The sequence below is a fragment of the Nitrosomonas sp. Nm33 genome (assembly GCF_900107265.1).
Taxonomy (GTDB): Bacteria; Pseudomonadota; Gammaproteobacteria; order Burkholderiales; family Nitrosomonadaceae; genus Nitrosomonas.
Genome location: NZ_FNPJ01000098.1, coordinates 1 through 8,488 on the forward strand (window position 1 = coordinate 1; position 8,488 = coordinate 8,488).

The window sequence follows — 8,488 nt, forward strand, 5'->3', positions numbered from 1 at the left end:
CCATCCTTCTCTCGAACGGATAATACCTTACGGCGAAATGATACTGGATAGGTCATTCACAAATTATAATCAATTTATATGTGATTGGCTATATTTTTACTTCCATCAATTCTAGCTGATGGCTTGTTTTAGAGGTTTCTGAAATTAATGAACCAATGTGTCAATAATATAAATCTTGGCACACCTCACGCCAACTAAGCTGTCGTATAGAAGCTATTCTGCTTTTACTATTTGTAGAAATTCTGCTGTGTTAGCATGGTCAATGCTAAACTAAATCGGGCTAGTAAGTCTGGGTATTAGTTGAAGAGTTGCGTCAGCGGTATTTACGAAACATTACATCTATGCCGCTTAACCCTTGTTAACTATGAAGAAATGGTGGCGAATCAGGGATTTGAACCCCGGACCAACGGATTATGATTCCGCTGCTCTAACCACTGAGCTAATTCGCCATGAGATAAAACGCACATTTTGCCTTTGGAGTGGGAATACTGTCAAGATTGACTTGATATTTTGTTTACATATTTGTTGTATTCCCAAGGATAAAGCGTCTGTATAATCCAATTATGAAATTCGATATTGTTGTGATCGGTGGTGGTTTGGTGGGTGCGAGTCTGGTTGTGGCACTTAAGGGAAGTGGCCTAAAAATAGCGCTGATCGAATCGCGCTTGCCTACTCCATTGCCAAATGATACAAGCTGGGATAGCAGGATTTATGCTATCAGCCCAGGTAGTGCTGCTTTTCTTCAAACGCTTGGCTTATGGCAGCAAGTAGAAGCTGCACGTATTACACCAGTCTACGAGATGAAGGTATTTGGTGACGACGGTGCTGCGAGGCTTGATTTTAGTGCCTATGAGAGTGGTTTATCTGAGTTGGCGTTTATTGCTGAGAATCGGCAATTACAAACTGCCGTATGGAATGCGCTTACAAGTGTAGCTGATGAAAATGTAACAGTTTTCTGTCCAGCCCAATGTGTTTCGCTCTCGTGGAATGAATCATCGGCCGATTTGCAACTGGCAGATGGTAGCTTGCTACAAACTGCCTTAGTCGTAGGAGCGGATGGGATTAATTCCTGGGTAAGGAAACAAGCAGAAATCGAGGTGGCGCAACATCCTTATCACCAAGTGGGTATTGTAGCCAATTTTGATGCTGAAATTTCCCACTATAACACTGCATATCAGTGGTTCCGGCGAGATGGTGTTTTAGCATTATTGCCATTGCCCAATAAACAGGTATCCATGGTGTGGTCAGCGCATGAATCCCAGGCTAGCAAATTACGCGACCTATCTGATGAAGCATTATGCTGTCAGGTAGCGGAAGCTGCAAATCATACGCTTGGAAAGTTCCGGCTGGTAACTGACCCAGTTGGTTTCCCGCTGAATTTTGTGCATGTCAAAACTCTCGTGAAACCACGGTTGGTGCTGATTGGTGACGCTGCACATGGTATTCACCCACTAGCAGGGCAAGGCGTCAATCTAGGTCTGCGTGATGCACGTGAATTGGCTGCCATTCTGATGAATCGAGGCTTGCAATCAGATTGTGGCGATTTTATGTTACTCCGTCGCTATGAGCGAGCACGCAAGGAAGATATTTTAGCGATGGAATTTGTAACCGATGGTCTGGAAAAATTGTTTAGCAGTACAGACCCGATATTGATTCGTTTACGGAACTTGGGTTTTGAAATTACCAATCGCTTGCCATTATTAAAAAACAGACTGATGCAGCATGCACTGAGTTAAGTGAGCATACCAAATCCCAATTTTTTAAACAGGAGTAAGATAATCATGCGTTTACATCACTTTTTTATGTTTCTGCTGTTAGGCTTCATTTTCGATCACGCCTTGGCTGATGAAACGCAGCTCAAAAAAACGATCCAAACACATTTCCCTGGTACCGAGATCGAAAGCCTTCGTAAAACGCCCTATATGGGTTTGTATGAAGTTGTGATTGGAGGGGAGATACTCTACACAGACGAGAAGGCAGAATATTTTTTCGTGGGGCATGTAGTCGATGCTAAAACCCGAGTGAGTTTAACTAGTGAACGTATGCAGCAGCTCAGAGATGCACGACGGATAGCAATTGATACTTTACCATTGGAACTGGGGATTAAGGCGGTTAAGGGAGATGGCAAGCGGACGCTGGTCGTTTATTCTGATCCACACTGCCCTTATTGCAAAAGATTGGAAGCAGAGCTTGCCAAGGTAAATAATATTACTATTTACACACTGCTTTATCCTATCTTAAAAAACTCGATGCCAACTGCAACGGCAATTTGGTGTTCGGCCGACCGGCTAAAGGCCTGGGATGATTTTATGCTACGAGGTATTGCGCCAGCAGGGAAAGACTGCGAAACGCCGTTGAACACACTGCTTCAATCAGGACAGAAAAATCAAGTAACCGGAACACCAACACTTATCTTCACCGATGGATCAGTTGTATCAGGCATGATTCCTGCCGAAGAGATTGAGAAAAGACTCAATGACACGGTAAAAAAATAAAGTGAATGAAAGTGTATAGTTTTACTTCCGTCACAAGAAACAGTAGATAACTCATTCCTTTTCTAAATCAAACCTAACTTTGTCGGCTTCACCTTGCCGTATTATTTATACTGTCTGCGGCTCGCCTTCGTGTTATCTTTGATTTGGAAATGGAATTATTCTTTCTTTATTTCTGAGCCTGAAGTTGTGAGGAGAAGTTTTTGGGTAACAATACCCACATTTTTCCTTTTTGCTTCATCTTTCCGGCCTGGATTGCTGCTTCCGGGCCAAATCCCCAGAAGAAATCAGCGCGTACCCCACCTTTTATAGCACTGCCGGCATCCTGTGCTACCATCAGTCGATTGAGCGGTTTGTTACTGTTAGGCCAGGTTGTAGAGAGAAAAACGGGAGCGCCTTGCGGTATGGCGCGAGGATCGACAGCCAGGCTTCTCCCCGCGGTGAGCGGTACACCCAACGCACCAATTGGACCAGACAGATTGTTAGGAAGCTCCCGGAAAAAGATATACCGTGAATTCTGATGCAGTAATTCAGTTAGTTTGTCGGGGTTTTGCTGCCCCCACTGCTTGATTCCTTGCATGGAAGCTCTTTCTAAGGGAAGTTCACCGCGTTGAGCCAGTAGTTTTCCGATCGATTGATAAGGGTAGCCGTTCTGATCGGCATAACCCACTCTGAGAATTTCTCCATTTTCCATAATAATACGACCAGAACCTTGAATCTGGAGAAAGAATAATTCAACTTGATCATTGACCCATATAAGCTCGCGTCCCTTCAGTGATGTCGGTTCATTCTCAATTTCTGCGCGACTGTAATACGGTACCACCTTGCGTCCTTCTAAACGACCACGCAATTGCAGATTCTTAAGTTCTGGATAAACATCAGCTAACTCGATAACAAGAAGTTCATCAGGTGGCGCATAAAGTGGATAGCGATACTGCTGTGATGGGGTGCGGCTGCCTTTAAGAAGTGGCTCGTAGTAGCCGGTAATCAATCCCTCAGTACTACCATTCAAATTTAATACCTGATAGGGGGTAAAATGGTGCTTAAAGAAGTGTTTGATGGTGTTATCAGTAGGTTGCTTGATTGTGCTGGCTTTTTTACAGGTTTCTCGCCACAATAGTTGCTTATTTAAAGCATTGCAGCTTTGTAAAAAAGCAGTCCATGCTGGCAAAAGTGTGTCTTGTTCCCATTCTTTTAATTGAGACCAATCAGCTGCTTTTAGCTGATTGATATTAGGAGATATTGGGGATACTTGGGATACAATAGCGGATTTGGCTGGCTCGCTTGTATTTGAAGAAGATGGTGTTTTGGCAGGTACAGGTGCCGGCGAAATGATCTCTGTTTTGCAGGCTGTTAGCGGCCAAAATAGGAGTGCAAGAATAAGTAAGATCGATTGGTTTTGCATCGAATTTTAATTAAGGTTATAACTTTTAGATAAATTCTGACTATACAACAAGCTGAGAGATATGTGGATATTAGCAGTTGAAGCAGCATTGGCATTGGGATTGTTTATTTTTATCATCTGGTGGACTCTGCCTAAGAAAAAAGACAAAGACAAGAAGAAGGGAGAATGACTGGTCTTAGACATATTTTTACTATGCTTTTGGCATTGAAATTCTCTATAAACTGTAAACGTATTGATCATACCGGATTATCTAAATCAATGAAGTGGTGTTTGATGCCAAATTGCCGAGCAATATGTTCTCCCAGCGCTTGCACACCAAAACGTTCAGTTGCGTGATGTCCTGCAGAAATAAATGCGACCCCGGATTCTCGTGCAACATGAACATTTTGTTCGGAAATTTCACCTGTAATGAATGCATCGACACCCAATTGGACAGCTTCTTCGAAATAGCTTTGAGCAGCTCCGGTGCACCAGGCGATGCGGCGGATTTGTTTGGTTGGTTCGCCAATAATTAATGGCTTGCGTGCCAATGCTAGTGATATTTTTTCACCTAACTCATTGAGAGAAATATCGTGCATAACCTGGCCGTATGAAGCAATGTTTTGTTCTCCAAAGTGACCTATTGTCACAAAATCGAGCTTTTGTCCTAATTGAGTGTTGTTACCTAATTCGGGGTGAGCATCCAGAGGCAGGTGATAGGCAAAAAGGTTGATTTCGTGTTTCATCAATAAGGCTATGCGTCGATGCCTTATACCGCGTAGCGTCCTATCTTCGCCATGCCAAAAATAACCATGGTGCACGAGGACAGCATCAGCGTGCAAGGCTACAGCTGCTTGGAGCAGATCTATTGATGCTGTAACACCACTCACTGTAGTATGAATTTGATCGCGCCCTTCCACTTGCAGTCCATTTGGGCAATAATCATGGAAGCGCGAAATATCCAGTAATTGATTCAGATAATTTTCAAGCTCATCTTGTTGCATTTTTGTTCCTGATCACTATATATCTGTTTATATTGTAACCCCTGATTAATATGCTGATATGAATAAACTTTGGTTAATTTTTGCGCAATCGGTCACAGTATTACTGGCGATTTTCTTTGTTGTTTCCACACTCCGACCTGAGTTATTGCCGTGGACGCCACGTGGCAAGTTGGCTACGGTCAAAGAGGCTGCGTCCGTTGAAGTGACACCTCGGCCTGGTAGCTTTAATGCTGCCGCAGAAATGGCAATGCCTTCGGTTGTCAATATTTTTACCAGTAAGGAAGTCAGGATGCCTTCCCATCCGCTACTGGATGATCCGATGTTTCAGCGTTTTTTTGGTGAGCGTTTTGAGTCCAGACCAAGGCGTACTTCCAGTCTTGGCTCAGGCGTGATAGTTAGTCCAGAAGGTTATATCCTGACTAATCATCATGTAGTGGAGGCTGCGAGTGAAATCCAAGTTGCATTGGTTGATGGTAGAAATGCCAAGGCACGCATCATCGGTTCTGATCCGGAAAGTGATTTGGCCGTACTAAAGATTGATCTGGATAATTTACCCAGCATCACTTTTGGTCAATCCGAGCAAGCAAGAGTGGGCGACATTGTGCTCGCTATCGGTAATCCTTTTGGCGTTGGGCAGACCGTTACCATGGGAATTATCGGTGCATTAGGGCGGTCCCAAGTAGGAATCAATACTTTTGAGAATTTTATTCAAACCGACGCAGCAATTAACCCTGGTAATTCAGGGGGGGCACTTACTGATGTGGCTGGCAATTTGATCGGAATCAATACTGCTATTTATTCTCGCACCGGTGGATCGCTGGGAATAGGCTTTGCTATCCCTGCCAATGCAGCTAAACAGATCATGGAACAAATTATCGAAGCTGGGAGTGTGACACGTGGTTGGCTAGGTGTGAGTATGCAGGATATTACACCTGAACTTGCAGAATCATTTAGGCTGAAAAAATCTGGAGGCGCACTTATTGCCGGTGTGCTGAAAAATGGTCCTGCTGATGAAGCAGGGATAAAACCTGGAGATATCCTGCTTGCTGTGAATGGAAAAGCAGTTGCAGATTCTTCCGAAATGCTCAACTTGGTCGCTGCATTAACACCTGGTAAAACAGTTGCCTTAACGATATTGCGTAATAACTCGGAAAAATCAGTTAATGTTAAAGTGGGTAAACGCCCCACTTGATCGGGATAACATGCTTGGATCAATAGCTCATACAAGCTTCTCAGGTTGGATCTTAATGTCTGAAGCCATATTTTCGAAGAAATAGATCAGAAGAAACAGGGTAATCCAAATGAAGGTTATACCACCACATCCAAGAGCACTGGCTGCACTATATCGTTGGTTCGATAGCAATATATTTGCACTGGGTCGCGAAATGCGGCTTTCGTATTTACCTCCATTAATGGTTTATGTTGCTGCTGGTATTTCTAGCTTGACTGGAATTGTTGGCACATTTTACGTTAAAGAGCGGTTAGGACTTTCTGCAGAGTTTCTGGCAGCGCTGGGATTCTGGATGGCATTGCCATGGGCGCTCAAAATGCCGGTTGGCCATCTTGTCGACTTGATATGGCGCTGGAAAAGCCTGTTGGTCTATTTGGGAGCGAGTTTGATTATGGTAAGTCTGCTCATCATGATCGGATTGCTTGGATATACCGATGCCATGCAAAGTGTTGCCTCGGTAGAGAGTTGGTATGTAGCAGCAGCCTTACTTGCTCCGATTGGCTATGTTCTCCAAGATGTAGTGGCCGATGCCATGACAGTGGAAGCCGTCCCGCGTGTAGAGGCAAATGGGGAGCCCTTTTCTTCAGAAAAGCGCAAACAAATGCATGTCACGATGCAAACTCTTGGTCGAGTGGCCATTATTGGCGGCAGTGTACTTGTTTCCATTGCTAATGTTATTTTGATGCACGATGTAGGTACCATGCCAGAAGAAGGTAGAACCGCTGCCTATTTATTGGTCTATCAACTTGCCTTGGTGATTCCATTTATCTCAGTTTGCGGGGTATTTTTGGCTAGCTGGTTGCGACAGCGAAATATGAGACGCCTTGTGGTACAGGGGCTTAGCCGTAAAGAAGCTGAAGCATTATTGACTATCCATACCGAAGCACCTCCGGTTAATTGGTGGATATTGGGCGGTGGTGCAGCGTTTACAATTGTATCTTTAAGTATCGGACTCGGTGGTTCTTTTGCTGCGGAGGAAATTGTTTTTTGTTTATCAATGGCCATTATCCTTTTTCTAATCTGGCGCCTTTCCAGTGAGCTTGATGCAGAAGCGCGTAATCAGTTGGTGGGTACAGCCATTCTGATATTTATATTCCGTGCGCTACCTACTCCAGGAGCAGGCGTAACCTGGTGGATGATCGATCAACTGGGCTTCGATCAGCAATTTCTTGCCACCTTGTCATTGATAGGTGCTGTCTTAACATTGGTGGGAATGTTTATATTTCGCCGTTTTATGGCAGAACGCTCCATGGCCTATATTATTGGTGCGCTTACTATTGCCAGTACCTTATTGTCTTTCCCAATCATTGGTATGTACTTTGGTTTGCACGAGTGGACAGCAGCACAAACAGGGGGAATAGTAGACGCACGTTTTATCGCCATAATAGATACGGCACTGGAATCACCACTGGGTCAGATTGCAATGATTCCTATGCTGGCATGGATCGCTAACTCAGCACCAGATAAACTTAAAGCGACTTTCTTTGCCGTCATGGCATCGTTTACTAATCTTGCATTATCAGCTTCTCAACTGAGTACTAAATATATGAATCAGATTTTTATTGTTACACGCGAAGTGAGTGATCCAGTTTCAGGTGAAATATCTGTTCCAGCTGATTATAGTGAATTGGGTGTGCTATTGATAACAGTAACTATTATTGGTTTTATCCTGCCTTTACTGGCTATTGTCATCATTAAGCACACGCGTTTCCGTAGTGCTTGAGCCAAGCTACTTTACTTAAGGTATAAGAATTTCTAGCGTTGTTTACAGTATTCTGGAGAATACTGTAAATGAACATGCACAAACATATAAGACTTACGCCACTTGACCGTCAGGAGCTATGGCAGCTCTACCAAACTCGCTGCTGGAAAGTGTCCCAACTTGCTGAACGCTTTCGAGTCTCAAGGTCCATGATCTACACTGTTCTCAAACGGGCAAGGCTCAAGGAGTTTGTTCCCCGTGACAGTACCAATCAACGTTTTAACCTAAATTCGTCGTCCCTGAAAAACCCTTTTTCTCAACTACTAAGTTGTAGGTTAGGCATATTGCCAATCAATAGCCGATTAATATTGATTCCCAAACGAGCACACAAAAGCGCCAGTTGGCGCAGAATCTTGCGCAAGTTATATAGCCAGCACCGCACAGTAAGGCATTCATAGCATCGCCTGCTGTGCCTTTCAAAAAGTTTCTCCCCAGACGCCCATCGTTTTTCATATGTCCGATCACGGGTTCCACCGCACTGCGCCGCTTGAGCTTCTTTTTGATCGCCACCGTGACGCCGCGCCTGGCTCCTGCTATCCATACTTTGACCGTATCCGTCACCGCGTGCCCTCTATAACCCCGATCCACATAAACTTCCTTTGGCGCAATACCCGT

Annotated in this window: 6 protein-coding genes, 1 tRNA gene and 1 pseudogene; 4 read left to right on the plus strand and 4 right to left on the minus strand. The window is 44.2% G+C overall.

What is annotated here, in order from left to right; translation table 11 throughout:
• Positions 1 to 373: 373 nt before the first annotated feature.
• A tRNA-Met gene (locus BLV54_RS13830) sits at positions 374 to 449 on the minus strand.
• Between the two features lie 114 nt (positions 450 to 563).
• Between BLV54_RS13830 and BLV54_RS13835 the strand changes: the two genes are divergently transcribed.
• Positions 564 to 1,736 (plus strand): UbiH/UbiF family hydroxylase, encoded by a 1,173-nt coding sequence (locus BLV54_RS13835; RefSeq protein ID WP_090572205.1) that lies wholly within the window; start codon positions 564 to 566, stop codon positions 1,734 to 1,736.
• A 45-nt stretch (positions 1,737 to 1,781) separates the two neighbouring features.
• Positions 1,782 to 2,495: a DsbC family protein gene (locus tag BLV54_RS13840; protein WP_090572206.1), complete on the plus strand. Its 714-nt coding sequence runs from the start codon at positions 1,782 to 1,784 to the stop codon at positions 2,493 to 2,495.
• Positions 2,496 to 2,661: 166 nt separating this feature from the next.
• Here BLV54_RS13840 and BLV54_RS13845 read toward each other — a convergent pair whose 3' ends face one another.
• Entirely contained in the window at positions 2,662 to 3,897 is a 1,236-nt protein-coding gene (locus tag BLV54_RS13845) for a murein transglycosylase A (protein ID WP_090572207.1), read from the minus strand.
• A 236-nt stretch (positions 3,898 to 4,133) separates the two neighbouring features.
• Complete coding sequence (locus BLV54_RS13850; RefSeq protein ID WP_090572208.1) at positions 4,134 to 4,880, minus strand: Nif3-like dinuclear metal center hexameric protein; 747 nt, start codon at positions 4,878 to 4,880, stop codon at positions 4,134 to 4,136.
• Positions 4,881 to 4,938: 58 nt separating this feature from the next.
• Here BLV54_RS13850 and BLV54_RS13855 point away from each other — a divergent pair, with 58 nt between their 5' ends.
• Together BLV54_RS13855 and BLV54_RS13860 are read left to right on the plus strand one after the other, a co-directional pair.
• Complete coding sequence (locus tag BLV54_RS13855; protein ID WP_090572209.1) at positions 4,939 to 6,072, plus strand: Do family serine endopeptidase; 1,134 nt, start codon at positions 4,939 to 4,941, stop codon at positions 6,070 to 6,072.
• 109 nt (positions 6,073 to 6,181) lie between these two features.
• Positions 6,182 to 7,834, plus strand: a complete 1,653-nt coding sequence (locus BLV54_RS13860) for an MFS transporter (RefSeq protein ID WP_090572210.1) — start codon at positions 6,182 to 6,184, stop codon at positions 7,832 to 7,834.
• A 361-nt stretch (positions 7,835 to 8,195) separates the two neighbouring features.
• Here BLV54_RS13860 and BLV54_RS16235 read toward each other — a convergent pair.
• A pseudogene (locus BLV54_RS16235) lies at positions 8,196 to 8,488 on the minus strand (transposase); the annotation flags it as partial.